Consider the following 24,595-nt stretch of genomic DNA (forward strand, 5'->3'; position numbering starts at 1 on the left):
GATTAGCGCGCATGTAGCGCTTTAAGCGCAACGTCCGGTGCTGCGGACACGATCTTTAGCAATGCAGCTGCCGGCCCCGTGGGATTCCGACGATGCTGCTCCCAGTTTTGCAGCGTTTTCACACTCACTTGCATCAAACCGGCAAACTCGATCTGAGACAAACCGATCTGCTCTCTTACTGCCTTCACGTCCGGCGCCGCAGCATTAAAACGGCGCGACGCCGGCGCTTCACCACGCGCAATCGCCTTGGCCTCTTTCAGGCTCTGCACCAGATCTTCAAACAATGTTTGGTCCATTCACAACTCCTTCACAAGCTCACGCAGGATGGCAAGCTCCCTGTCGGTAAGGTCATCCTTCTTCGATTTTGAATAGATCAGCAACATAAAAATCTGGTGATCTTCCCTGATCCAATAATAGATGGCGCGCACACCACCACTCTTGCCACGCCCAGCCAATGCATACCGCAGTTTCCGGATACCGCCACCACCGCGGATGATGTCACCCCGGTCCGGATTTTCAATCAAGATGCTTTGAAGCCCGGCATATTCATCGTCCGTCAGCAACTCATTGACCAGCCGCGTAAATGTTGGAGTTTCGATGAATTCCATGATCTAGTATATACGCCATTGGCGTACACCTCAAATGAGTTAGGGGAATTCATCCTCGATGAACACATCACGCAGCGCATTGCGACAGATAGCAATGCGATATGATGAAAATCATGGAAACTCAACTCATATACACCACCGCCCAATCCCGCTCCGACCTCGAACAAATCCTCGCCCTCCAGCGCAGCAACCTGCCCGGCGCGGCGCCGGGGCAGGACGAGCAGGGTTTTGTGTCGCTGGTCTATACGGTGCCGTTGCTGGAATCCGTGTGCGGTCCGCACCGGCACGTGATCGCCAGGGATGGCGACAAGGTGGTCGGCTATACGCTGGTGCTGCTGCCGGAGGCGAAGGAACACTTCCCCGAGATCGGCGACATGTTCGGCGCGGTCGACGCGTGGCGCGCGCCGGGAACGACATATTTCGTCATGGGCCAGGTGTGCGTGGCGGACGGTTACCGGGGACAGGGTGTATTCCGCGGGCTGTACCACAAGCTGCGCGATGAAATGCGGGAGCACTTCGACTTCGTCGCCACCGACGTATCGCGCAAGAACGTACGGTCGATGAATGCGCACGCGGGCGTCGGATTCCGGGAAATCAACGAAGGGTCACCGTGGCAGGTGATCGTCTGGGACTGGACCTGACAAACTGGCTAAGGCCGCGCCTGCTGATACTGGCGGTAGTCCGCCGTGCTGCGGTATTCGTACAGCGCCTGCCAGTAGCGGTCCGAGAACCGGCCATATTGCGAGTGAAACTGGCGCGACAGCATCAGGTACAGAGGCGTCTGCTCAAACGCCTTGCCCGCCCGTTCGATCTTGCCCTCGTAGCGCGACGCGATCAGCTGGTCCGCCTCGATTTCCATGGCGATCACGCCATCGAGCCGGCCCGCCATCAGTTTGGCGACATTCGATTCCAGCGCCTTGCTGCCGTCATCATAGGAAATACCCAGCTGCTGCAAGCGCTCGGTGATAAACACGAAGCCCGATTCGACGCCGATGCGGCCATCGCCGATGCCTGAAAAACGCTGCCCATCCCAGTCGACCTGCGTCCCCTTGCGGCGGTACAGGAAATAGCGCGGCGTGGCCAGCGCCTTCCTTTCATCCGGGCCGGCGCCCGCCATGGGGAACACGGCATACTCGGCACGCTCGGCGGAATAGGCGCCCACCATGCCATCGACCAGCCCGTTCTTCAACTCTTCCACGCAGCGGCGCCTGGGGGCCACACGGCGCTCCAGTTCCAGGCCCATCCCCCGCGCCGCTTGCTGCATCAGGTATTGCAAGTGACCGGTGCCATCGACCCGCGCATACGGCGGGTAATCGACATCCATCGAACACAGCCGGAAACGCGCAGGCGCCGACGCGACCGCGGTGGCGGGCGGCTCGTTGCCTGCCCATGCGGGTAAAACCGACCACAATGCTGCAAATACCGCTGATGCAATGCCAATCCGACACCACATTCATGACTCCTGTTATGCAATTTGTGTCTAGCGTAACACGGTGAATGAAAAAGATTGATGGAATCGACGGCGCGGCCACAGGAATTGCCTACAATGAACCCATTGATTTAAGCCAAGTTGATGGGGCTGCTCGCTGCACCGGTGCAAACCGCTGCAGCGATTTTTTTATCAAGGACGCGGCTGAGGCGTCACCCGCGCCAGCACGGCAAACAGCCGCTCCATGTCGACCGGCTTGACGAAGTGATAATCGAAACCCGCCGAATACGCTTCCTGGCGATCCCGTTCCTGGCCATAGCCCGTGATGGCCACCAGCACCGCGTTGACGGTTTCCGGCCGCGCGCGCAGGCGGCGCGCCAGCTCGTTGCCATCGATGTCCGGCAAGCCGATGTCGAGCAGGCACACGTCCGGATGCATGGCGCGCGCCGCATCCATGCCGGCATAGGGATGGTTTTCCACCCGCACCGTGTGGCCGGCGTCGGCCAGCACCATGCCCAGCGTGCTGGCGGCATCGACATTGTCATCCACTACCAGCAGGTTCAGGCTGCGGGCCGGCGGCTCGGCGCCGGCATGTTTCGGGCGCACATCGCTACCGGGGTCCGGCTGCGCCATCGGCAGGCGCAGGATGAACGTGCTGCCCTTGCCGATGCCGTCGCTGTGCGCCGCCACGCTGCCCTGGTGCGCTTCCGCCAGCCGCTGCACCAGCGCCAGGCCGAGACCCATGCCGCCCTGCGACCGGTCCAGCGTGCGCTCGTCCTGCGCAAACAATTCAAAGGCGCGCGCCAGCAATTCCGGCCGCATGCCGACACCGTTGTCGCGCACCGTCACCGTCAGGTTTTCGCCGCGCACGCCGACGCGCAATTCGACAAAGCCGTCTTCCGGTGTGTACTTGGCCGCATTGTTGAGCAGGTTGGCCAGCACCTGCACCAGCCGCTTGTTGTCGCCATAGACGTAGACCGGCTCCGGCGGCAAATGCACATTGAAACGGTGATGGCGCGCCTCCATCAGCGGCCGCACCTGCTCCACCGCGTGCGACACCACGTGGCGGAAGTCCAGCGTTTCCTTTTTCAGAGCCACCATGCCGCGCGTCACGCGCGACACGTCCAGCAAGTCGTCGATCAGCCCCGTCATGTGGCGCACCTGGCGGGAGATCACTTCACTGGTGCGCTTGACCGTCGCTTCGTCGAACTGGAAGCGGCGCAGCAGTTCCGCCGCCGTGCCGATCGGCGCCAGCGGATTGCGCAGTTCGTGCGCCAGCATGGCGAGGAATTCATCCTTGCGGCTGTCCGCGTCGCGCAGCGCGGCCTGGGCGCGCTTGCTGGCGTCATGCTCGGCGTGCAGCGCCGCCACGGCGCGCACCCGCTCGGCCGCTTCCCACGTGCGCTGCACCACGTCCTGCGTCATCGAAATATCGTCGCGCGTCCACAGGCGCGGCGACGCCATGGTCAGGTGCAGCGCGCACGTCACCCTGCCCTGCTGCATCAGCGGCACCACGACAATGGCGGCAATCCCCAGCGCCTGGTAAGCGGCGGCATTGGCCGCCGTGCGGCGGTCCGTATTGATGTCATCGACCACAAAGGGCTTGCCCGCTTCCAGGATCGCCATGATTTCCGGGCTCAGGTCGTCCAGCCGCACGCTGGCCGGCAACGGCGGCAGTGCGCCGTATTCGGGCGAGGTCCACATCCCCTGCAGGAACGCCATGTGGCTGGCCGGGTGGATTTCCGTGTAATACACGCGTGACACGCGCAGGTACTTGCCCAGCAATTCGGTCGACACGGCGGTGATTTCCTCCGCGGAGCCCTGCGCGCGCAAGCGGTCCGCCATGTCCAGCTGGAAAGCCTGGCGCCGGTTCAGCGCAACGAAAGCCCGCTCCGCCAGCACCTCCCGCGTGGATTCCGTCAGTACCAGCAATACGCCTTCGACCTGGCCGCTGTCGCCCCAGATCGGGCTGTGGCAATGGGTGAAGTACGTTTCGCGTTGCGTATGGCCCCGCTCCGGCGCATAGCTGGCGTTTTCCACGTAATAGGTTTCACCCGTGAAGACGTGCTCGAAAATCGGCCCCAGCTGGTCCCACATTTCCCGCCACAGCTCGAACACGGGGCGCCCCAGGTGGCCCGGGTGCTTGCTGCCCAACACATGGGCGAATGCGTCGTTATAAAAGGTGAGCAAATCCCTGCCCCAATGGATCGCCATGGGGAATTTGGATGCGAGGATGGTGCGTAACACCATTTGCAGGCTTAGCGGCCATTGCTCTGGCGGCCCCATGCGGGAAGCGCGCCAGTCGCATGCGCGCAGCCGTTCGCCGCACTCGCCGCCACCGTCCAGGAAGGCCAGCCGGCGCACAGCCTGAGGTGGGATTAAATCGTTGCTCATCGGGGTGTTGCCATAAATACATTCCCCGAATCATACACGTACTTGCCAATTTAAATATAGAAAAGATTACCTTTTTCGCCGGCGAAGGCTGGCTGACGCTGCGTGCGGAAATACAACGCAAAGCGCATGAATACGTGGTTTGCGCGGTTTTTTGCTGTCTTTCATGCGCGCTGGTGGTATGATTTTTTACATACCAAGAAGAAATTTTAGTTGCAATTTTTTAATACCAAGTACCGAATAACGCTCCTGGCAGGGAGCCCCGCCACGTGGCCTGCAGGGACTACGATGGCTTTGCCGGGCGATGCAACCAACAAAAGATGCATCCCAACAAGCAACGCACGGAATGCCGTCCACTGGACGGCATTTTTTTTGTACATTATGGTGACTGCGCAGTCTTGCATTGCCCTAAGGCATTGAATAGACGATACAATGCCCAATCGCGTAATCATTTTTCGAGCTGACCATGTCCGATGACAAACCCCTGACGGCCGAAGAGAAGATCCTGGCCCAGCTGTCCACCTACAGCAAAGAAACGCCCATCGGCCACCCCGATATCGATGGCCGCGCCGGCATTTTCGTCCCTTCCCCCGAGTTCAATTTCGCGGCCAACGCCACGATCCGCATGGGGTCCGGCATTGTCGGCTTTGGCAATCCCGATGGCACGCTGACGATTTATTTCGAAGGCAACCGCTTCGATGATTCCAGCCTGCACAAATGGGAAAACAAGGTACGCAAGTCGTATGACCGCATGGTGATGCGTGCGCCGACCGTCTCGAAGGGCAAGCTCGACGCCAAGCAACTGGAACTGGTGGGCTTGATCGAAGGCAATGGCATCACCATCAAGCACCCGGAAAAGCTGGTGCACTGGCTGACCGTGTCCAATGCGCTGGATACCGCGCCGGCATCGGATCACATCACGTGGAAGAAAGATAAGTTTTAACGAGGCAAAGTCCTACAACCGCCATGACTTTTCGCTGATCCCGGTCAGCGGGGTGCGCACCTAAGATGATGTCATACCATCGTCAAATTGCAGGAGCGCACCATGACTCGCATAAACCCCATCACTGTCGGATCGCTGCTGGTCGGGTTGGCCGGCGTTTCCACCTGGCTGCTGTGCTCAGCCGAAGTGCTGCACAACGCATCGTTCTTCTTCGTGCATTAATTCCGCTTCAGCCCGCCTGCCTTCAATGACGGCGGCCGCGATAGCGGTGGCCCCAGTTACCGAACACGAAGTCCAGCCCGATCGTCACCGGCGGATAGTAATACGCGGGCGCCGGTGCATAGACAGGCGCTGGCGCATACACGGGATAGGCTTCCGTCGTATATTCCACGCGCGCCGGCGCTGGCGCCGGCCTGAACTCTTCCGTCGTATATTCCACCGGCCGGCTGTCGCCTTGCATCGTGCGGCTGCCCGGCGCAACCGGCGTCACCGACACCGTATGCCATTCATAGGGATTGACTGGCTGGGCACGCGCATAGCCCTGGCGGGCGGGAACGGCGCAACCGGACAAGGTAACGGCTGCGGCAACGGCAGCCAGGACGCTGAGGGATTGGATCGGGGTTTTCATGTCAGGACTCCGGTTTGGATCTATCACTATAGAAAATTCCAGGGCGGATTGCTGCATTTCTTACGGGCTGTTACACCCGGTAAATCAGGCGAAAAAAAACCGGCCACGAGGGCCGGTTCGGTTGCAGCGGCGCAGGCACGCCGGTCGCAATAAATCAATCCAGTTTCCACGCGTAGTCGACCTTGGTCCAGGTCGTGTCCGGCTTGCCGTCCTTGGTGCCCGGCTTGAACTTGCACGCGCTGATGGCCTTGATGGCGGCCTTGTCCAGGTTCTTGAAACCACTGGACTTGTCGACTTTGGACTCCAGCACATCGCCCGTGGCGGACACCTGGAACGACATGGTGACGGTGCCCTGCTCTTCGTTCATCAGCGAGGCTTTCGGATATTCGGCCTTGCAATTCTTGGCATCAAAGCTCGCAGGAACTTCTGCAGCAAACGCCGCGCTCGTCGCGAGCATTGTAGCGATAACACTTAACCAACGCTTATTCATGAACATCTGATTTCCCCGTGTGTGATCTGCTGGATGATGAGTACGCTGGATTACAGTTTCCAGACGTAGTCGACCTTGGTCCAGGTTTGCGCCACTGCACCATCCTTGGTGCCCGGCTTGAATTTGCAAGCACTGATCGCTTTTACTGCTGCCTTGTCCAGGTTCTTGAAGCCACTCGATTTGTCGACTTTCGAATCCAGCACTTCGCCGGATGGAGACACCAGGAACGACATCGATACTGCGCCCTGCTCTTCATTCAACAGCGAGGCTTTGGGGTAGTCAGCCTTGCAGTTCTTTGCATCGAAAACGGCGGGTACTTCTGCTGCAAAAACGGACGTGCTCAAAACGGCTGCTGCGATGAAACTGATCGAATACTTGGTCATGTTCAACAATTCTCTCTTGGTTTGAATGGATGGCCGCGCCTCTAGCAGCCATCCGTGCTGCTATTTAAAACTCTTCCCATTCATCGGCAGCCGTCGTGGCTGCTGCGACTTTTTTTGCAGCCGGCTTGGCGGCTGGTGCGGCAACTTTCTTCACCGGCGGACGCGCCACCGGTGGTTTGGCCTTGGCCACTACTGCGGTCGAGGCCGGCAATGCCAGCTTGCGCTCTTCGCCTTCCGCCAGCTTGAAGATGCTGACCACGCGCGCCAGTTCCGACGCCTGGTCTTGCAAGCTTTGCGCAGCGGCTGCCGCTTCTTCCACCAGCGCGGCATTTTGCTGGGTCATGCTGTCCATCTCGATGATCGACTGGTTCACCTGCTCGATACCGGCGCTCTGCTCCTGGCTTGCGCTGGCGATCTCGCCCATGATGTCGGTCACGCGGCGCACGGAATCAACCACTTCATCCATCGTCACGCCGGCCTGGCCCACCAGTTTCGAACCGCGCTCCACCTTCTCAACCGAGTCGCCGATCAGCGTCTTGATTTCCTTGGCTGCGGCGGCGGAACGCTGTGCCAGCGAACGCACTTCCGATGCCACCACCGCGAAGCCACGGCCCTGTTCGCCTGCACGGGCTGCTTCCACCGCGGCATTCAGCGCCAGGATATTGGTCTGGAATGCGATACCGTCGATAACGCCGATGATATCCACAATCTTGTTGGCCGACTCGTTAATCGAGCTCATGGTGTCTACAACTTGCGACACTACGTCGCCGCCCTTGCGCGCCACATCCGATGCATTGGCTGCCAGCTGGTTGGCCTGGCGGGCGTTGTCGGCATTCTGTTTCACGGTCGACGTCAGTTCTTCCATGGCCGACGCGGTCTTCTCCAGCGCCGATGCCTGCATTTCAGTACGGGACGACAGGTCGATATTGCCGGCGGCGATTTCACGCGACGCGGTGCCGATGGTTTCCGTGCCGGTGCGCACCTGGCCGACGATGCCCACCAGGCTGTTACGCATGTCTTTCATTTCCACCAGCAGGCTGTCCTTGTCGGTGCTGTTGGTTTCGATCGATACCGACAGGTCGCCGTCGGCGATGCGGCCGGCGATGGCGGCCGTGTAATCCGGTTCGCCGCCCAGCTGTTTCAGCAGGCCGCGGGTGATGATCAGTGCCGCGGCCACGCCCAGCAGGGTGGCCAGGCCGCCCAGGATGATCATGAAGGTGCGCGCGCCGGCGAAGCCTTCAGCCGCATCCTTCTTCACTTGTTCGTTGAGCTTGTCTTCGAGCGCAGCCAGCTGGTCCAGCGCCTCGATCCATTTTTTCTGGACTGGACGGATTTCCTTGATCATGACCTTGGTGGCGGCTTCAGCCTTGTCGCTCATCCACAGGTCGGAAGCCTTGGCGATGGCCGGCATCGCGGTGCCTTCCAGTTCGACGATTTGCGCCAGCAGGGCCTTCTCTTCCTTGGTGCCTTCCTTGCCAAACAGTTCTTGCAGCTTCTTCTGGGAAGCAGCGTACTTTTCCGCTTCTTCCTTAATTTTCTTCATTTCCGGTTCCATGTCACCGGAGTCGCTCATCAGGGTCAATACGCGCAGGCGGTCGCCGCGGCTGACGACATTGTTGCGCATGTCGATCACCTGGCGTGTCACTACATTGTTAAAGCTGACGACGTGGTCCAGACGGTCCTGAATCTGTGCCATGCGAATAATCCCGACCAGCGTCACCGCGATCAGGAATACCAGCACCAACGCGAACCCGAGGCCCAGGCGCGTTCCCACTTTCATTTTTGCAAAATTCATTTCGGCTTCTTTGTAAGTGACACGATTGATTAGAAATACCCAGGAATGCAGCTATCTTGCATGATTGTCATCCACCAAGTCCCGTTGCTGTCGCGCAAGATACGACAGTAACAAACAATGACTGCGAATGCAAAACTTGCGCTTCTTGGTTGTGACAATGTGTGGTTTTTCAGCGCACTAGATACACAGCGGATACACAGCGGAGAGTGTGACTATGTGTGTATATTTGAAATTATAGTGGCAAAATTTTCCTTGGGGCAAGCAAAAACTGCCTCAAAAATATGCAACCCAACTTTCTGCGGAGAAAGCAAGATAACGCAAACATTGCATGGGAATTTAGCGATTTACCGGCAAAAAATGCGGTAAGTTACAGAAGAAATATCGGCGCCTGTTGCGCCGATATTTAATTCAGTCCTTGTGACAATCTCACGCGAATCCCGGCAACCGCGCGGCGGCTTCCAGTAACAAATTGGCGTCGCCGGTGGCGAGCTTTTTCGAGTCCGACAGCGTCTGGCGGAACTGCTTTGCACCCGGCAAGCCTTGCATCAGGCCCAGCATGTGGCGCGTGATGGTGTTCATCTTGAGACCGCGCTCCCCTTCTTTCGCCAGTTGCGCCTGAATATACGGCACCATGGCGGCCAGCACGTCGGCGCGGGTCTTCACGGGCGCATCGGAACCGTAATAACGCTGGTCGAAGCGGGCCATCATATATGGATTGTGATATGCCTCGCGGCCCAGCATCACGCCATCGACATATTGCAAATGCTCGTCGATTTCCGCTTCGGTTTTAATTCCGCCGTTAATCAGGATTTCGAAGTCGGGAAAGTCCTGTTTCAGTTTGTATGCGAAGTCATATTTCAGGGGCGGAATCTCCCGGTTTTCCTTCGGCGACAAGCCTTTCAAGATCGCATTCCTGGCATGCACGATAAACGTGCGGCAGCCGGCTTCCGCCACCGTGCCGACGAAGTCACGCACGAAATCATAACTTTCCGTCTTGTCGATGCCGATGCGGTGCTTGACGGTCACGTCGATGGTGACCGCGTCGCGCATGGCTTTCACGCAATCGGCCACCAGTTGCGGTTCCGCCATCAGGCAGGCGCCAAACGCGCCTTTCTGCACCCGCTCGGACGGGCAGCCGCAATTGAGGTTGATTTCATCGTAGCCCCACTGCTGGCCCAACTTGGCGCTGGTGGCGAGATCGGCCGGGTCGCTGCCGCCCAGTTGCAGGGCGACGGGATGTTCTTCCTCATTGAAGCGCAGGTGGCGCTCGACGTCGCCATAGACCAGCGCACCGGTGGTGACCATTTCCGTGTACAGCCACGTGTGCTTGGTGATTTCGCGGTGGAACACGCGGCAGTGCCTGTCAGTCCAGTCCATCATGGGCGCCACGGACAGGCGGCGGCCGTTCACTTGTTTGGCGGCGGGAACGGCGGCGGCGAGGTCGGACAGGATGGTCATGTTGGCAAGCGTTGAGGGGCGAAAATCGGGCTGCGTATTATACAGGCAGATGTTCGATCGGATATGCCGTGGGCGGCAACCCCGTAGGGCGGTTTCCGCGTTAGCGGAAGCCGCCATGCATGCGGCGCCGGTCCGCATGCAATGGCGGGTTTGTAAAACCCGCCCTACCGGTTTTACTTCGGTGATTTGCCACGGCCTTTGCCTCCCGGCTTGCCCGATGCCCGCGATGCCGCTTGTGGCGGCACGAACGGCGCCGGGTCCGGATCGAGACCGGCAGCCGACGTGGGAATCGGGCCCAGCGGGTCGGCTTTCAGTTCCAGCGTCACGTGCGGCAACGCCGCGTCGGGCGCCGTGGGCGGCGCGATGGCGATCGCCGTGGCCGGGCTGTTCAGCAGTTCGCCCACGTAGGCCAGGCGGCGCGCCGCTTCGCCTTTGAGTTCGCCGGCGGCCGTCATGATGGAGCGGATGCTGTTCCAGACGCGCTGGCGCTCTTCCGCCTCCGCCGGCATCAGCTTCGGCATTTCCACCATGGCGCGGACTTCATCCAGCTGCAAAATCATGTTCTGCTCGTGGACGATTTCCTTGAAGCGGGCCAGCGACACGCGGCGGCTGGCGGGGATGCGCTGGCGCACCTCGCGCAGCGCTGCAAACGCGCGCTCGTCGGCGGCGCGCATTTCCGGACTGCGCGCCACGTACAGCAGCGAGCGGATCACGCCGTGCGGCTCGCCGCCGGCCGACATCTGCCCTGCCAGTTCCGTGCGGCGCGCGGCCAGCACGGATTCACGCGCGATATCGCGGCCGATGCGGCGCCGCACACTCCCCGAGTCCGCGCGCAAACCCACCAGCGTTTGCAGCAGCGGCTGGCCGTACACGTTCATGAAGAAGTTTTCCACCCACTGGTCGCGCACGTGCTGGTACTGGTCCAGCATCGCGACGATGCCGTTCGAGACCTGCTCCTGCATTTTCACGAAAGGATTGTCGTCGGACACTGGCTGGCGTTCGGCGCGCACTTTTTCCGCCAGCGCGGGAATGCCGTTCATCAGCGGATTTTTATCGGAGAAGGTTTCATAGCGCAGCCGGTACGGATGCATGAAACGCAGCCATTCGGCCACCGGTTCGCTGGCCATGGCTTTCACGTACGGGCTGGCATAGGTGCGGTACAGGCCCTGCGTGACTTCCGACAGCCGCGCCACGGTGGCGAAACGGCGTTCGTCTTCATCGTCATTGCCGCCCATTGCCGCCAGCGAACGCACGTCACGCCGTTCGAAGCGCATGACGTAGCGGCCATCGGCCAGGTCCGGGTTGGCCATGTCGTCGCTCTTTTCCACGAACACGGCTTCATACAGGCCGGGCGGCAGCACGTCGATCAAATCCATCGAACGGGTGAATTCCTCGTGTTCCTTGTTGGCCACGGAAGCCGACACGAAGATGCCCAGGTGGCCGATCGACTGGTGCGTCGAATAAATCACGGTTTGTCCCGCCGCCACCAGCGCGGCGTCGTCTTCGTACAAGTCCAGCAGCCAGCCCAGCGCCTGTTGCGGCGGCGTGATGTCGTCACCCCACGAGCAAAACACGATGATGGGCGCGCTGATGTTGCGCAAGTCGATGCGGCGGCCTTCGCTGTCGTGGATGGTGCCATTCGACAGCCGGTTGCCGACGAACAGGTTGTCGGCAATGAATTGCATTTCGTGGGCGTTGAGCAGCACCGGGTTGCCCCACCAGCGCTCGAACTCCAGGAACCGTTCCGCTTCCGTGTCGACGTTGGCGTACACGTTGTAGGCTTTTTTCCAGTACGTGTTGGCCGGGTTCATGCTCTCGAAATTGGACACCAGGTGGGCGCCGTCGAAGTGGCCATTACCCAGGTCGCCCGCCAGCGACGTCAGCCAGGTGCCGCCGTACAGGCCACCGAGGTAGCGCAGCGGATTCTTGCCGCGCACACCGGCCCAGTACGACAGCGGCGCGCCGGCCAGCAACAGCGGCCCCGTGATGCCGGGGCGCAGTGCCGCCGTCATCATGATTTGCCAGCCGGCCTGGCAATTGGCGATCAGCGCCGGCTTGCCTTCCGCCTGCGGATGCAGGGTCGCCACGTGTTCGATAAAGCGCGCTTCGGCGCGACACACGTCTTCGATGGTCTGGCCCGGTTCCGGGTCTGGCAGGAAGCCGACGAAATAACAGGGATTGCCGGCCTTCAGCACCACGCCGATTTCACTGTCCTGCTTCATGCCGGCAATGCCGGGGCCGTGGCCGGCGCGGGGGTCGAACACGATGAACGGGCGCTTGGTTTCATCGATGACCACGCCGGGCGGCGGCACGATGCGCATCAGGCTGTAATTGCAGGGCCGCTCCAGGGTGCGGCCGTCGATCAGGGTATCGAATTCAAATGTGAGGACATGCGGCGCGGTTTCGTGTTCACGCGCGTTGCGCTCATTGCCGCGCTGGTACAGCACATCCATCATCAAAATGGACCGCTGCCAGGCATCGGTCCAGTATTCCACGGCCTGTCCGAACAGGCCAAACGCCGGGTTGCTCATTGCGAATCTCCGGTAGTGGGGGTGCCCGTTAAGTAGACCACAATTCGCCCGGCGATGGGACTCCGGAATGGAAAAAAGCCCGTTGTCTCTTTCGAGGCAACGGGCTTGGAATGCGTAGGGCGGTTTTCGCGCAGCGAAAGCCGCCATTGCATGCTTGCCGGTACGGTATGCGCCAGCGGCGACGCACGCATGGCGGCTTCCGCCTGGGCGGAAACCGCCCTACGGAGATACGATCCGGGCGATTATGCGCCTTCGCGCTGGGCCTTCTTACGCTCGTGCTCTTTCAGGAAACGCTTGCGCAGACGGATCGATTTCGGGGTGATTTCCACCAGTTCGTCGTCGTCGATGAATTCCACGGCGTATTCCAGCGACATCTGGATTGGCGGCACCAGGCGCACCGCTTCGTCGGTACCCGACGAACGCACGTTGGTCAGCTGTTTGCCCTTGATCGGGTTGACCACCAGGTCGTTGTCGCGCGAGTGGATACCGATGATCATGCCTTCGTAGACCGGGTCGTTGTGGACCACGAACATACGGCCGCGATCCTGCAGTTTCCAGATCGCGTAGGCAACGGCGGCGCCGTCGTCCTGCGAAATCAGCACGCCGTTGCGACGGCCGCCCAGTTCGCCGCCCTTGCTGTTGTCGACTGGTGCGTAGGCATCGAACACGTGGCTCATCAGGCCGGTGCCGCGGGTCAGGGTCATGAATTCACCCTGGAAGCCGATCAGGCCACGCGCAGGAATACGGTATTCCAGACGCACACGGCCTTTGCCGTCCGATTCCATGTTTTGCAGGTCGCCACGGCGGCGGCCCAGTTCTTCCATGACGCCGCCCTGGTTGACTTCTTCCACGTCAACGCTCAGTTGCTCGTACGGCTCGTGGCGCACGCCGTCGACCATCTTGAACACCACGCGCGGACGCGATACGGCCAGCTCGAAGCCTTCGCGGCGCATGTTTTCAATCAGGATGGTCAGGTGCAGTTCGCCGCGGCCCGACACTTCGAACACGGTGTCGTCGTCGGTCGGTGCAACGCGCAGCGCCACGTTGGCTTTCAGTTCCTTGTCCAGGCGGTCACGCAGCTGGCGCGAGGTCACGAACTTGCCTTCGCGGCCGGCCAGTGGCGAGTTGTTGACCATGAAGTTCATGGTCAGGGTCGGCTCGTCGACGGTCAGCATCGGCAGCGCTTCCGGGGCTTCCGGTGCGCACACGGTCGAACCGATGCCGATATCTTCGATACCGTTGATCAGGATAATGTCGCCGGCAACGGCTTCGTCCACCAGCACGCGCTCCAGGCCCTTGAAGTTCAGCACCTGGTTGATGCGGCCTTTTTGCGGGGTCGAATCAGGACCGTTCATGAACACCACGTCCTGGCCTGCCTTCACGCGGCCACGCGACACGCGGCCGATACCGATCTTGCCGACGTACGACGAGTAGTCCAGCGACGTGATTTGCATCTGCAGCGGACCATCCGGATTGTCGTCACGGACTGGAACGTGTTGCAGGATGGCGTCGAACAGTGGCTTCATGTCGCCGCCGCGCACGGATTCGTCCAGGCCGGCGTAGCCGTTCAGGCCCGATGCGTACACGATCGGGAAGTCCAGCTGTTCATCATTGGCGCCCAGCTTGTCGAACAGTTCGAAGGTCTGGTTGATCGCCCAGTCGGCGCGCGCGCCCGGACGGTCGATCTTGTTCACCACCACGATCGGCTTCAGGCCCAGGGCCAGCGCTTTACGGGTAACGAAACGGGTCTGTGGCATCGGGCCTTCCTGCGCATCGATCAGCAGCAGCACCGAGTCAACCATCGACAGCACGCGCTCCACTTCGCCGCCGAAGTCGGCGTGGCCCGGGGTGTCGACGATGTTGATGTGGGTGCCTTCGTATTCCACTGCGCAGTTCTTCGACAGAATCGTAATACCGCGCTCTTTCTCGAGGTCGTTCGAGTCCATCACGCGGGTGTCGACTTGCTGGTTTTCACGGAAGGTGCCGGACTGACGCAGCAGCTGGTCGACCAGGGTGGTCTTGCCGTGGTCAACGTGGGCGATGATGGCGATATTGCGGATAGCGCGTTTAGTATTAGACATAGTCGTTGTAAGTACAGAGAAACTGCGGTGCGCACAGGATGTGCGAGACTGGAACCCACTAGTATAGCACACAGTGGGCGACATTCTGAACGGATAGGGGCAGATTGACGGCAAAACCGTCTGAATGCGGGGTTTTACCCCGCAGTTGCCGGCTTTTTAATTCGTGGCGGTGGCAATCAGGCGTTCCGGCGCCAGGATCGCGAACTTTTGCAACTGGGCCGTACCCAGCAGCTTGTCAGCGTGATACACGCGCACGCGGCCGATATGGTCGGCCGGCACCACGGCTTCCGGCTCTTTGCCCAGCGGCAGCCGCTGCCCTTGTAGGAAGCGCTTGGCCAGCTCCGCCGTCAATTGCACGGGCGGGAACGACGACAGCAATGCATCGACCGGCGACAACAGCGACAGCGGTTCGGCATGCGCGGCCAGCTGCTCCAGCGTCACCACGTCCTGCATCACCAGGTCGCCGACCTGGATCCGGCGCAGCGCATTCAAATGCGCACCGCATCCCAGCGCGGCGCCAATGTCTTCGCCCAGCACACGGATATACGTGCCTTTGCTGCACGTGACGGACAGCTTCAGGAACGGCGCTTCATACGACACGAATTCCAGTTGATGAATCGTCACGTCGCGCGCTTCGCGTTCCAGCGTGATGCCTTCGCGCGCATATTCGTACAGCGGCTTGCCGTCGCGTTTCAATGCCGAATACATCGGCGGCACCTGCTTGATCGGGCCGCGGAATCGCGCCAGCACGGCTTCGATCTGTTCGGGCGTCACGTCGACGTCGCGCGTCTCGATGACCTGCCCTTCCGTGTCGCCGGTGTCGGTGCGCTGGCCCAGGTGCACGGTGGTCAGGTACGTCTTGTCCGCTTCCAGCAAATCCTGCGAAAACTTGGTGGCTTCGCCAAAGCACAGCGGCAGCAGCCCCGTCGCGAACGGGTCCAGCGTGCCGGTGTGGCCCGCCTTCTTTGCATTGAGTACGCGCTTGGCTTTGATCAGCGCATCATTGCTGGACAGGCCGACCGGCTTGTCCAGCAGCAGCACGCCGTCGACGATGTCGCGGACGCGCTTTACCTTCGCTTGATTCATTCTTTGCCTTCGCCGCCATCTTCTTCGTAATCGGCGGCGCGGGTGGCGTTGGCCTTGTCGATCAGCGCCGACATTTCCATGCCGCGCATGGTCGACGTGTCGTGCACGAAGTGCAGTTGCGGCAGCGTGTGGATGTGCAGGCGCTTGCCCAGCTGGTTGCGCAGGTAGCCGGCGGCGGCGGTCAGGCCGGCCAGCGTATTCTTGATGGACTCTTTATCGTCCTTCAAGGTCGTGAAGAAAATCTTCGCATGCGCATAATCGGGCGTCAGCTGGACTTCCGACAACGTGATCATGCCCACGCGCGGGTCTTTCAGTTCGAAGGCGATCAGTTCGGACAAATCCTTCTGGATCTGGTCCGCCACGCGCACGCCACGCTGTGGGATGTTTTTGCTATGTTTTGCCATGATTAAACCAATATGAAAAAACGGGTGCTTCCTTCCCCGCGCCGCGCGCAGGGGGGGAAGCACCCGCCAGTATTGCTGCCTTCCGCTATTACAGCGTACGGGCGATTTCCTGCACTTCGAACACTTCCAAGGTGTCGCCAACCTGGATGTCGTTGTAGTTCTTCAGCGACAGACCGCATTCCAGACCGGCGCGGACTTCTTTCGCGTCGTCCTTGAAGCGCTTGAGCGAGTCGATTTCGCCAGTCCACACCACGATGTTGTTGCGCAGCAGGCGGACCGACGAGGTACGCTTGACCACACCATCGGTGACCAGGCAGCCGGCAATCGCGCCGACTTTCGACACCAGGATAACCTGGCGCACTTCGACCTGGCCGGTGACGGTTTCGCGTTTCTCTGGCGCCAGCATGCCGGACAGTGCTGCCTTCACCTCTTCGATCGCGTCGTAGATGATGTTGTAGTAGCGGATGTCCACGCCGTTGGTCTCGGCAACCTTGCGCGCCTGTGCATCGGCACGGGCGTTGAAGCCGATGATGACCGCTTTCGACGCGGTCGCCAGGTTGACGTCCGATTCCGTGATGCCGCCGACCGCTGCGTGAACGATCTGGACGCGCACTTCGGAAGTCGACAGTTTCTGCAACGAGCTGACCAGCGCTTCCTGCGAACCCTGCACGTCGGTCTTGACGATCAGCGGCAGGTTCTTCACTTCGCCTTCGGCCATCTGGTCGAACATGTTTTCCAGTTTCGCCGCTTGCTGTTTTGCCAGCTTCACGTCGCGGAATTTACCCTGGCGGAACAGGCCGATTTCGCGTGCTTTGCGCTCGTCCGCCATCACCATGGCTTCTTCACCGGCGGCCGGCACTTCCGTCAGACCCTGGATTTCCACCGGGATCGAAGGACCTGCTTCGGAGATCGACTTGCCGTTTTCGTCCAGCATGGCGCGAACACGGCCATACGACGAACCAGCCAGCACGACGTCGCCGCGCTTCAGGGTACCGGACTGCACCAGGATGGTGGCCACAGGACCACGGCCTTTGTCCAGGCGGGCTTCCACCACCAGGCCGCGCGCAGGCGCTTCGACCGGTGCTTTCAGTTCCAGAACCTCGGCTTGCAGCAGCACGTTTTCCAGCAGCGAATCGATACCCTGGCCGGTTTTCGCCGACACCGGGACGAATGGCGAATCGCCACCGTATTCTTCAGGCACCACGCCTTCGGCGATCAGTTCCTGCGTCACGCGCTCCAGGTTGCCGCCCGGTTTGTCGATCTTGTTGATCGCCACCACCAGCGGTACGCCTGCAGCCTTGGCGTGCGAAATCGCTTCCTTCGTCTGCGGCATCACGCCGTCGTCGGCGGCCACCACCAGAATCACGATGTCGGTGGCTTTCGCACCGCGTGCACGCATTGCCGTGAACGCTTCGTGGCCCGGGGTATCCAAGAAGGTAATGATGCCGCGCGGCGTTTCGACGTGGTATGCGCCGATGTGCTGCGTAATGCCGCCCGCTTCGCCCGATGCCACTTTGGCGCGGCGGATGTAGTCCAGCAGCGACGTTTTACCGTGGTCGACGTGACCCATCACGGTCACCACCGGTGCGCGCGGGGTGGCGTCGAAGTGGGCGTGCTCGCCCTGGTCGGCCAGGATCGCTTCCGGATCGTCGACGGCGGCAGCGAAGGCTTTGTGGCCCATCTCTTCCACCACGATCATCGCGGTTTCCTGGTCCAGCACCTGGTTGATGGTGCACATCTGGCCCAGCTTCATCAGCTGTTTGATGACTTCCGACGCTTTCACGGACATCTTGTGCGCCAGTTCGGCCACGGTGACCGTTTCCGGCACGTGCACGTCCTTGACGATGGCTTCGGTCGGCGCCTGGAAGTTCGATTCGCGGTCATCCGCGTGCGAATTGCCACGGCGGCCGCCACGGCCACCACTGCGCCAGCCGTCACGGCCACCCGCATTGGCGTTCGCGCCGCCACGGCCTTTCTGGCCGCTCGGTGCACCGCGCTTCTTGGCGTCATCCTGCCAGGTCGACGACACATTGGCCGACTTGATGGATTTCTTGTCGCCCTTCTTGTCCTTGTCGCCCGCAGCGGCAGGCGCGGCAGCGGTGCCGCCGGCTGCCGGTTTCTTGTCGGCCGGCTTGTGCAGCGTGCCTTCGGCCAGCTTCGGCTTGGCCGCCACTGGTGCGGCGGTCGGCTCCGGCGCTTTGATGACACGGCGCGGCTGGCTCATCATGGCCTTGATCTGGGCCACTTCGTCGGCCACGGCCTGGCGTGCGCGCTCGGTGGCGGCAGCACGTTCGGCGGCTTCCTTGACGGCCTGCTCATTGGCTTTCTTGGCTTCCGCTTCGGCAGCGGCTTTCTTGGCTTCGGCAGCAGCGTCGGCAGCGGCTTTCTTCGCGTCGGCAGCGGCGTCAGCCTGCTTTTCAGCTGGCTTCGCGGCAGCGGCGGCAGCCTGCTTGTCCGCAACGGCTTTGGCTTCCGCAGCCTTGCGCGCCTGCTCGTCGGCAACGCGCTTGGCTTCGGCTTCGGCGGCGGCTTGCGCTTGCGCAGCTTTTTCCGATTCCAGTTTGGCCAGGCGTTCCTGCTTTTCTTTCAGTTCCGCTTCCTGGCGTGCGATCAGCTCTTGCTGACGGCGCGCGTCTTCTTCGCGGCGCGCCTGTTCGGCGGCGTCGATCGTCGGTGCGGCGGCGGGCGCCGGCGTTGGCGCCGGGTCGTCGCGCTGCACGAAGGTGCGCACTTTTTTCACCGCAACCTGGATGGTGCGGGATTTGCCGGAAGAGTCGGCTTGCTTGATCTCGGTGGTTTCCTTGCGGGTCAGCGTGATCTTTTTCTTTTCAGTTTCAGCCGCTGCGCCGTGGGTACGGCGCAGGTGTTCCAGCAACTTGTCCTTATCATCTTTCGACAATGGATCTGACGTCGAACTCTTTTCGACGCCAGCAGAACGCAGCTGCGTCAGCAGCAAATCTGCAGGCATCTTCAGTTCGGTGGCAAATTGGGCTACGTTGTTACTCGCCATTCAGTCCTCTTTTCTATGTGTCGCGGAGATGATAAAGATACTCAAATTAAGCCTTTACGGATTCGGCCAACGCCCATGCCTTGGCTTGCAAGCCTTTGGCGCGGTCGTCGTACTTCGAGTCAACCAACTTCATCTCGTCGTCGGTCACATCTTCAAATTCATTGGCTATCAATGCACGGGCACGGTCGGCGGACAGGGCCAGGATGGCGCCAAATTCGTCGTAAGCCAGTGCGGAAAATGCTTCAACCGTCTTAATGCCGGCCAGGCCCAGTTTGCCCGCGGTGATGCGGTCCATGCCTTCCAGGCCGACCAACGCTTCTTCCATGCCTTCCAGGCCTTCTTCCGAAGCGATGGCTTCCGTCACCAGTGCGTCGCGGGCGCGGGTGCGCAGTTCGTTGACGGTGTCTTCGTCGAACGCTTCGATTTCCAGCATTTCGGAGATCGGCACGTACGCGATTTCCTCCAGGCTGGCGAAACCTTCTTCCACCAGGATGTCGGCCACTTCCTGGTCGACGTCCAGCTTTTCCATGAACAGCGCGCGGGTAGCGGCGGTTTCCTGGGCAGCTTTGTCGGCCGATTCCTCAGCCGTCATGATATTGATTTTCCAGCCGGTCAGCTCGGAAGCCAGGCGCACGTTCTGGCCGGAACGGCCGATCGCGATCGCCAGGTTTTCTTCGTCGACCACCACGTCCATCGCGTGCTTTTCTTCGTCAACCATGATCGACGACACGTTCGCCGGCGCCAGGGCGCCAATCACGAACTGGGCCGGATCTTCGGACCACAGCACGATGTCGACGCGCTCGCCGCCCAGTTCACCGGTCACGGCCTGCACGCGCGAACCGCGCATGCCGACGCAGGTGCCGATCGGGTCGATACGCTTGTCGTTGGTGTGCACGGCGATCTTGGCGCGAACGCCGGCGTCACGTGCAGCCGATTTAATTTCCAGCATGCCCTGTTCGATTTCCGGCACTTCCAGTTCGAACAGCTTCATGATGAAGTCCGGCGCGGTGCGCGACAGGATCACCTGCGGGCCACGCATATTGCGGTCCACACGCAGGATGAAGGCGCGTACACGGTCGCCGATACGCAGGTTTTCCTTCGGGATCATCTGGTCGCGCGGCAGGCGCGCTTCGATCTTGCCCGATTCAACGATGGCGTCACCGCGCTCCATGCGCTTGATGGTGCCGGTCACCAGCGCGTCGCCGCGCTCCAGGAAGTCGGCCAGGATCTGTTCGCGCTCGGCGTCGCGCACGCGCTGCAGCACCACTTGCTTGGTGTCTTGCGCGAAGCGGCGGCCGAATTCCACGGATTCGATCGGCTCTTCAATGTATTCGTCGACTTCGATGTCGGGGATCTGTTCTTTTGCTTCGAACAGCAGCACTTCCTGGTCAGGCAGTTGCAGGCCGGCTTCGTCCGGCACCACGTGCCAGCGGCGGAAGGATTCGAATTCGCCGCTGTCGCGATCGATCGAGACGCGGATATCGACTTCGCCCTCGTAGCGCTTTTTCGTGGCTTGCGCCAGCGCGAATTCCAGCGCGCCAAAGACCACGTCTTTATCGACGTTCTTTTCACGCGCAAGCGCGTCAACCAATAACAAAACTTCGCGACTCATGCTTTGCGACTCCTAAAATCCACCTGCGGCACCAAGCGTGCCTTATCCATATCGGCCAGCGTAAACTCCAGTAACGCCGGCCCTTCTTTACCTTCAAACTCCAACGCCAGCGTGTCGCCGTTCGGCTCGTGCAAAATGCCCTGGTACGACTTCCGGTTGGAAGTGCCCGGCAACGCAATCTTCAACTTGACGATGACTTCGCATCCAGCAAAGCGGACAAAGTCGGACAGTTTGCGCAGTGGCCGGTCCAGGCCTGGCGAGGAAATTTCAAGCCGTTCATAGTTGACGTTTTCCACCGTCAGCACGTGGCTCAGCTGATGGCTGACCTTCGCGCAATCTTCGACAGTGATCGGACCTTTTTCCGCCGCATCTTCCGCCGTGAAATCGATATACACGCGCAGCAATCCACGCTCGGCCCGTTCGAAATCAACCAGCTCATAGCCCAGACCGGTAACGGTCGTTTCAATTAACTCCGGCAATTGCAAGGAAATTCTCCAGATTGCGGCCCGATCCGACTGTGCGTTGGGCCGCTAAAAACGTTCACCAAAAAAAAAATGGGCAATTGCCCATCTTTTGTATTTCCAACCCAGATGAAAGCAGCTTCGGCAACCGCGCAGTAACTGCACATTCTGCGAATAACTTTTCCATTGGGTGGCCATTATAACCGTAACTTGATTGCGCTGCAATGCCGCAATCCGGAATGGCGCGGCTTACAACACTTCAATTACGGCCATAATGGCGCGAAATACGGGCTGTTCAGCGGGCTTAACGCCCGTTAAAACTCAGCCTTTGCGACGGCGCGGCATGCCATGGTCCATGGCGCCGCCGCGCGGCTGGCCGCCACGGCGTTGCTGTCCAGCACCGGCGCCGGCAAAGCCGAACGTGGTTTGCAGCGGATCCGGTTGGCGCGGACGGCTGCCCTTGCCCTTGCCTTGACCCTGGCCGCCCTGACCGCCTTGACCACCACCCTGGCCGCCGCCTTGCGGGCGCCCGCTCGGACGGCCGAATTCCGGCAAGCCGCCACCACCGGCGCCAAAGTAGGCGCCCTGCTGGCCGCCGCCACGGCGCTGGCCGCGCGGCTGCTGCGGGAATGGATCGGCATTCTTGTTACTGACATCCATGCGGTTGCCGTTCGGCTCGCGCTCGCGGTCACCACGCTCGCGGCGCTGGCGCCCTTGACCCTGGCCCTGCGCCGGCACCGGCTGGCCGCCCTGCACACCAGGACCGCCCGCGCGTTTTTGCTGGCCTTCGCCGCCCTGCTTTTTCTCGACGCCATACACCGCCATCAGGTCGCGCACGGCGTTTTCTTCCAGCTCTTCCCAGCGGCCGCGCTTCAAGTCGCTCGGCAACGTCATGGCGCCATAGCGGGTACGGATCAGGCGCGACACGGTCAGGCCGATGGCTTCGAACATGCGGCGCACTTCGCGGTTACGGCCCTCGCCGATCACCACGCGGTACCACTTGTTGATGCCTTCGCCGCCGCCATCGGCAATTTTCGAGAATTGCGCCAGGCCGTCTTCCAGCTCGACGCCGGACAGCAATTTCTGGCGCATGCCTTCTTCCAGCGTACCCAGGGTGCGCACCGCGTATTCACGGTCGATGCCATAGCGCGGGTGCATCAGCCGGTTGGCCAGGTCGCCGGACGTGGTGAACAGCAGCAAGCCTTCGGTGTTGAAGTCCAGGCGGCCGATGGCCAGCCATTTGCCGGCTTTCATGGTCGGCAGGCGATCGAACACCGATGGACGGCCATCCGGATCGTCGTGGCTGACGATTTCGCCGGCCGGCTTGTGGTACACCAGCACGCGCGGCGGGCGCTTGCTGACTTTACGCTGGATCAGCTTACCGTTGATGCGCACGGCGTCGGTCGGCAGGATGCGCTGGCCGATGTGGGCCGGCTCGCCATTGACCGACACGCGGCCGGCAATGATCAGCTCTTCCATGTCGCGGCGCGAACCCAGGCCCGCTTCCGCCAGCACCTTGTGCAGCTTCGGCGCATCGTCGTCGGCCGTCAGGTCGCGGCGCACGTTTTTCTGCGGCTGGCGGCCCTTGCCCGCCTCGTCGCTGTCGAAGGCTTCCGACGTCACGTACGAGAACACGGCGTCGGCGTCATTGCCCTTGCGCTTCATCTTGTTGCCAAAGGCGCCCGGCGTACCCTGCGGCTTGCCCGCGTTGCTGACATTGGCGCCCTTGCCTTTACCCTTGCCGCGCTTGTTGTGGCGCTGGCCCTGGCCGCGCTCCTGCCCTTCGGCGGCAGCTTCGCCTTCCGGCGGCAGGCTGGTGGCGCCTTCCGCCACGGCTGCGGCGGCCACGGCGATCGGTTTCGGATGCAGCACTTCGCGGGTGGCGCGCTGTTCGCGCATCTGGCGCGGGCCGCGCGGACGGCGCTGGCCGTCGCGGGCCGGCTTGTCTTCCGCTGCGGCGGCCGGGGCTTCCGCCGGCGCGTCCGCAGGCGCATGTGCCGCTTCCACCACGACGGCAGCGTCGGCGGCCGGCTTGGCTTTGCGGGTACGCGGCGCCTTGGCGGCCGGCGCGGCTTCCACGGCTGGCGCCGCAGCTTCCTGCACGGCGGCCGGCGTTTCCGCCTCCACGGTTTTCTTCACTGTCCGGGCGCGCGGCTTCTTGGCCGGCGCAGCGTCGCCGGCGGCTTCCACCACCGGTGCGGCGGCTTCGCCAGACTCGGCGGCGGCCGCAGCCTTGCTCTTGCGTTTGGGTTTGGGCTGTTCGCCCGCCGCCAGCGCGGCAGCGTTATCAGCTTCGATTTGAGCTTTGGTGCGGCGCTTGGGTTTGGCGGCCACGTCAGCGGCAGGGGCGCCGGCGACAGTCTCTTGGGTATCAGTGTTGTTCATTATTCATTTCTTGGTTGGGCTCAGCGTCAACCGGTGCTTCCAGCATTGCGGCGCGAGCCGGCGCCTCATCGAGGCGAACAACCTGGCTGTCATCCTGGCCGGATGGTGTTGCCACCACCTCGTCAGCCATTGCACCGCCAGTACCAGCATGTGAGGCGGCATGTGCCGCCTTTTCAAAATTCTGTTGCAGGGCTGCTTCCAGCGCCGCCATATCCGGCGGCCCACCCTGCGGTTCGCTAATTTGCTGCAACGGAGGCAGCTGGGACAGCGTATTCAATCCCAGGTCATCGAGAAACTGCTTCGTCGTGCCCAGCAGCGCCGGGCGTCCCACCACGTCGCGGTGGCCGACCACATCGATCCAGCCCCGGTCTTCCAGCATCTTGATCGTCTGCGAATTCACGGTCACACCGCGGATTTCTTCGATATCGCCCCGGGTGACAGGCTGCCGGTACGCGATGATCGCCAGCGTTTCCAAGGTGGCGCGCGTGTATTTCGGCGGTTTTTCCGGATTCAGACGATCCAGGTACTGCTTCATTTCCGGGCGGCTCTGGAACCGCCACCCGCTCGACAGGCTCACCAGCTCAACGCCACGGCCCATCCACTCCTGCTGCAACTCCGCCAGCATGCTTTTGATTTGCTCGGAGCTGAAGCCGTCATCCTGCGGCCGCTCCTGGCTATCGACTTCGACAAAGAGCTTTTTCAGGCTATGCACCGACAAAGGCTCTTGCGCGCATAGCAAAGCGGTTTCGAGGACTTGCTTCGCCTCAGCTATTTCCATATTGGTTGCAAACAAATGCAAGAAGAAAAGCCCGGGACTAAGCGCGCTGGGCAGGAGCACTACAAGTGGAGATGTTTGTTTTCGGGCGAAAACCGGCAGATTTTACCGCGACGGAGTTGCGT

Annotated in this window: 20 protein-coding genes; 2 read left to right on the top strand and 18 right to left on the bottom strand. The window is 61.2% G+C overall.

Annotated features, from left to right (window positions below; translation table 11 throughout):
• Window positions 1-2: 2 nt before the first annotated feature.
• Window positions 3-296 carry a NadS family protein gene (gene nadS / locus GJ700_RS27910; RefSeq protein ID WP_154380197.1) on the bottom strand — a complete coding sequence of 98 codons (294 nt, stop codon included), beginning with the start codon at window positions 294-296 and terminating at the stop codon, window positions 3-5.
• Window positions 297-608 carry a type II toxin-antitoxin system RelE/ParE family toxin gene (locus tag GJ700_RS27915; RefSeq protein WP_154380198.1) on the bottom strand — a complete coding sequence of 104 codons (312 nt, stop codon included), beginning with the start codon at window positions 606-608 and terminating at the stop codon, window positions 297-299.
• Between the two features lie 113 nt (window positions 609-721).
• Here GJ700_RS27915 and GJ700_RS27920 point away from each other — a divergent pair, with 113 nt between their 5' ends.
• The gene (locus GJ700_RS27920; RefSeq protein ID WP_195764033.1) at window positions 722-1,249 is read left to right on the top strand and encodes a GNAT family N-acetyltransferase; all 528 of its coding nucleotides are present in this window, start codon (window positions 722-724) and stop codon (window positions 1,247-1,249) included.
• Between the two features lie 8 nt (window positions 1,250-1,257).
• Here GJ700_RS27920 and GJ700_RS27925 read toward each other — a convergent pair whose 3' ends face one another.
• Both GJ700_RS27925 and GJ700_RS27930 read right to left on the bottom strand, forming a co-directional pair.
• Window positions 1,258-2,061, bottom strand: coding sequence for a substrate-binding periplasmic protein (locus GJ700_RS27925; RefSeq protein WP_154380202.1), 804 nt, complete (start codon window positions 2,059-2,061; stop codon window positions 1,258-1,260).
• A 168-nt stretch (window positions 2,062-2,229) separates the two neighbouring features.
• Window positions 2,230-4,431 (bottom strand): hybrid sensor histidine kinase/response regulator, encoded by a 2,202-nt coding sequence (locus tag GJ700_RS27930; RefSeq protein ID WP_154380204.1) that lies wholly within the window; start codon window positions 4,429-4,431, stop codon window positions 2,230-2,232.
• Between the two features lie 463 nt (window positions 4,432-4,894).
• Between GJ700_RS27930 and GJ700_RS27935 the strand changes: the two genes are divergently transcribed.
• Entirely contained in the window at window positions 4,895-5,371 is a 477-nt protein-coding gene (locus tag GJ700_RS27935) for a hypothetical protein (RefSeq protein ID WP_154380206.1), read from the top strand.
• 244 nt (window positions 5,372-5,615) lie between these two features.
• Here the strand turns inward: GJ700_RS27935 and GJ700_RS27940 are convergent, their stop codons facing one another.
• From GJ700_RS27940 to scpB, 14 genes are all read right to left on the bottom strand, one after another.
• Window positions 5,616-5,999, bottom strand: a complete 384-nt coding sequence (locus GJ700_RS27940) for a hypothetical protein (RefSeq protein ID WP_154380208.1) — start codon at window positions 5,997-5,999, stop codon at window positions 5,616-5,618.
• Window positions 6,000-6,153: 154 nt separating this feature from the next.
• Entirely contained in the window at window positions 6,154-6,489 is a 336-nt protein-coding gene (locus tag GJ700_RS27945) for an energy transducer TonB (RefSeq protein ID WP_154380210.1), read from the bottom strand.
• A gap of 50 nt (window positions 6,490-6,539) precedes the next feature.
• Window positions 6,540-6,872 (bottom strand): energy transducer TonB, encoded by a 333-nt coding sequence (locus GJ700_RS27950; RefSeq protein WP_154380273.1) that lies wholly within the window; start codon window positions 6,870-6,872, stop codon window positions 6,540-6,542.
• A gap of 64 nt (window positions 6,873-6,936) precedes the next feature.
• Complete coding sequence (locus tag GJ700_RS27955; RefSeq protein ID WP_229507293.1) at window positions 6,937-8,667, bottom strand: methyl-accepting chemotaxis protein; 1,731 nt, start codon at window positions 8,665-8,667, stop codon at window positions 6,937-6,939.
• A gap of 426 nt (window positions 8,668-9,093) precedes the next feature.
• Window positions 9,094-10,125, bottom strand: a complete 1,032-nt coding sequence (dusA, locus tag GJ700_RS27960) for a tRNA dihydrouridine(20/20a) synthase DusA (RefSeq protein WP_154380212.1) — start codon at window positions 10,123-10,125, stop codon at window positions 9,094-9,096.
• A gap of 173 nt (window positions 10,126-10,298) precedes the next feature.
• Window positions 10,299-12,656, bottom strand: a complete 2,358-nt coding sequence (locus GJ700_RS27965) for a DUF3141 domain-containing protein (RefSeq protein WP_154380214.1) — start codon at window positions 12,654-12,656, stop codon at window positions 10,299-10,301.
• Between the two features lie 242 nt (window positions 12,657-12,898).
• A complete protein-coding gene (gene typA, locus GJ700_RS27970; RefSeq protein WP_154380216.1) occupies window positions 12,899-14,737 on the bottom strand; it encodes a translational GTPase TypA in 1,839 nt (612 codons plus the stop codon).
• Window positions 14,738-14,893: 156 nt separating this feature from the next.
• Complete coding sequence (gene truB, locus GJ700_RS27975; RefSeq protein WP_154380218.1) at window positions 14,894-15,823, bottom strand: tRNA pseudouridine(55) synthase TruB; 930 nt, start codon at window positions 15,821-15,823, stop codon at window positions 14,894-14,896.
• Complete coding sequence (gene rbfA / locus GJ700_RS27980; protein WP_154380220.1) at window positions 15,820-16,227, bottom strand: 30S ribosome-binding factor RbfA; 408 nt, start codon at window positions 16,225-16,227, stop codon at window positions 15,820-15,822. Before rbfA ends, truB begins: the two co-directional genes overlap by 4 nt.
• Window positions 16,228-16,315: 88 nt before the next feature.
• Entirely contained in the window at window positions 16,316-19,237 is a 2,922-nt protein-coding gene (gene infB / locus GJ700_RS27985; RefSeq protein ID WP_154380222.1) for a translation initiation factor IF-2, read from the bottom strand.
• A gap of 46 nt (window positions 19,238-19,283) precedes the next feature.
• A complete protein-coding gene (gene nusA / locus GJ700_RS27990) occupies window positions 19,284-20,849 on the bottom strand; it encodes a transcription termination factor NusA (protein WP_154380224.1) in 1,566 nt (521 codons plus the stop codon).
• The gene (rimP, locus tag GJ700_RS27995) at window positions 20,846-21,334 is read right to left on the bottom strand and encodes a ribosome maturation factor RimP (RefSeq protein WP_154380226.1); all 489 of its coding nucleotides are present in this window, start codon (window positions 21,332-21,334) and stop codon (window positions 20,846-20,848) included. Before rimP ends, nusA begins: the two co-directional genes overlap by 4 nt.
• Window positions 21,335-21,631: 297 nt before the next feature.
• On the bottom strand, window positions 21,632-23,695 hold the full coding sequence (locus tag GJ700_RS28000; protein WP_154380228.1) for a pseudouridine synthase: 2,064 nt from the start codon (window positions 23,693-23,695) through the stop codon (window positions 21,632-21,634).
• Window positions 23,682-24,473: an SMC-Scp complex subunit ScpB gene (gene scpB / locus GJ700_RS28005; protein WP_154380230.1), complete on the bottom strand. Its 792-nt coding sequence runs from the start codon at window positions 24,471-24,473 to the stop codon at window positions 23,682-23,684. Before scpB ends, GJ700_RS28000 begins: the two co-directional genes overlap by 14 nt.
• Between the last annotated feature and the right edge of the window lie 122 nt (window positions 24,474-24,595).

It is taken from the genome of Pseudoduganella rivuli, assembly GCF_009674485.1.
In the GTDB taxonomy this organism is placed as follows: Bacteria; Pseudomonadota; Gammaproteobacteria; order Burkholderiales; family Burkholderiaceae_D; genus Rugamonas; species Rugamonas rivuli_B.

Excerpts from the sequence above, each read along its gene's own strand:
- nadS (WP_154380197.1), bottom strand. The coding sequence starts at position 296 with ATGGACCAAACATTGTTTGAAGATCTGGTGCAGAGCCTGAAAGAGGCC.
- GJ700_RS27915 (WP_154380198.1), bottom strand. The coding sequence starts at position 608 with ATGGAATTCATCGAAACTCCAACATTTACGCGGCTGGTCAATGAGTTG.
- GJ700_RS27920 (WP_195764033.1), top strand. The coding sequence starts at position 722 with ATGGAAACTCAACTCATATACACCACCGCCCAATCCCGCTCCGACCTC.
- GJ700_RS27925 (WP_154380202.1), bottom strand. The coding sequence starts at position 2,061 with ATGTGGTGTCGGATTGGCATTGCATCAGCGGTATTTGCAGCATTGTGG.
- GJ700_RS27930 (WP_154380204.1), bottom strand. The coding sequence starts at position 4,431 with ATGAGCAACGATTTAATCCCACCTCAGGCTGTGCGCCGGCTGGCCTTC.
- GJ700_RS27935 (WP_154380206.1), top strand. The coding sequence starts at position 4,895 with ATGTCCGATGACAAACCCCTGACGGCCGAAGAGAAGATCCTGGCCCAG.
- GJ700_RS27940 (WP_154380208.1), bottom strand. The coding sequence starts at position 5,999 with ATGAAAACCCCGATCCAATCCCTCAGCGTCCTGGCTGCCGTTGCCGCA.
- GJ700_RS27945 (WP_154380210.1), bottom strand. The coding sequence starts at position 6,489 with ATGAATAAGCGTTGGTTAAGTGTTATCGCTACAATGCTCGCGACGAGC.
- GJ700_RS27950 (WP_154380273.1), bottom strand. The coding sequence starts at position 6,872 with ATGACCAAGTATTCGATCAGTTTCATCGCAGCAGCCGTTTTGAGCACG.
- GJ700_RS27955 (WP_229507293.1), bottom strand. The coding sequence starts at position 8,667 with ATGAATTTTGCAAAAATGAAAGTGGGAACGCGCCTGGGCCTCGGGTTC.
- dusA (WP_154380212.1), bottom strand. The coding sequence starts at position 10,125 with ATGACCATCCTGTCCGACCTCGCCGCCGCCGTTCCCGCCGCCAAACAA.
- GJ700_RS27965 (WP_154380214.1), bottom strand. The coding sequence starts at position 12,656 with ATGAGCAACCCGGCGTTTGGCCTGTTCGGACAGGCCGTGGAATACTGG.
- typA (WP_154380216.1), bottom strand. The coding sequence starts at position 14,737 with ATGTCTAATACTAAACGCGCTATCCGCAATATCGCCATCATCGCCCAC.
- truB (WP_154380218.1), bottom strand. The coding sequence starts at position 15,823 with ATGAATCAAGCGAAGGTAAAGCGCGTCCGCGACATCGTCGACGGCGTG.
- rbfA (WP_154380220.1), bottom strand. The coding sequence starts at position 16,227 with ATGGCAAAACATAGCAAAAACATCCCACAGCGTGGCGTGCGCGTGGCG.
- infB (WP_154380222.1), bottom strand. The coding sequence starts at position 19,237 with ATGGCGAGTAACAACGTAGCCCAATTTGCCACCGAACTGAAGATGCCT.
- nusA (WP_154380224.1), bottom strand. The coding sequence starts at position 20,849 with ATGAGTCGCGAAGTTTTGTTATTGGTTGACGCGCTTGCGCGTGAAAAG.
- GJ700_RS28000 (WP_154380228.1), bottom strand. The coding sequence starts at position 23,695 with ATGAACAACACTGATACCCAAGAGACTGTCGCCGGCGCCCCTGCCGCT.
- scpB (WP_154380230.1), bottom strand. The coding sequence starts at position 24,473 with ATGGAAATAGCTGAGGCGAAGCAAGTCCTCGAAACCGCTTTGCTATGC.